Origin of the sequence: Bacillus sp. SIMBA_005 (assembly GCF_046535585.1) — a bacterium.
Lineage (GTDB): Bacteria > Bacillota > Bacilli > Bacillales > Bacillaceae > Bacillus > Bacillus pumilus.
The window spans coordinates 1-261 of the sequence record NZ_JAWRWI010000638.1 but is presented as its reverse complement, the minus strand read 5'-3'; the positions used below and the strand labels follow the sequence as shown (position 1 = coordinate 261).

1 protein-coding gene is annotated in these 261 nt (G+C 50.6%); it reads left to right on the top strand.

Features of this window, described 5'->3' with window-relative positions:
- The coding region (locus tag SB660_RS21630) for an oligopeptide/dipeptide ABC transporter ATP-binding protein (protein ID WP_410584475.1) at window positions 1-261 on the top strand (261 nt) is incomplete at both ends.

The following is a 261-nucleotide window of genomic DNA, read 5'->3' as shown; positions in this document are numbered from 1 at the left end:
CTTGGTGTTGTGGCAAATGTTGCTGACCGGGTCGCTGTCATGTACGCGGGACAGATTGTAGAAACAGGTACGGTAGACGAAATTTTCTACGATCCGAGACATCCGTATACTTGGGGGCTTCTTGCATCCATGCCGACACTGGAAAGTTCAGGAGAGGAAGAGCTGACTGCCATTCCGGGCACACCGCCTGATTTGACAAACCCGCCAAAAGGAGATGCTTTTGCCCTGCGGAGCTCTTATGCGATGAAAATCGATTTTGAA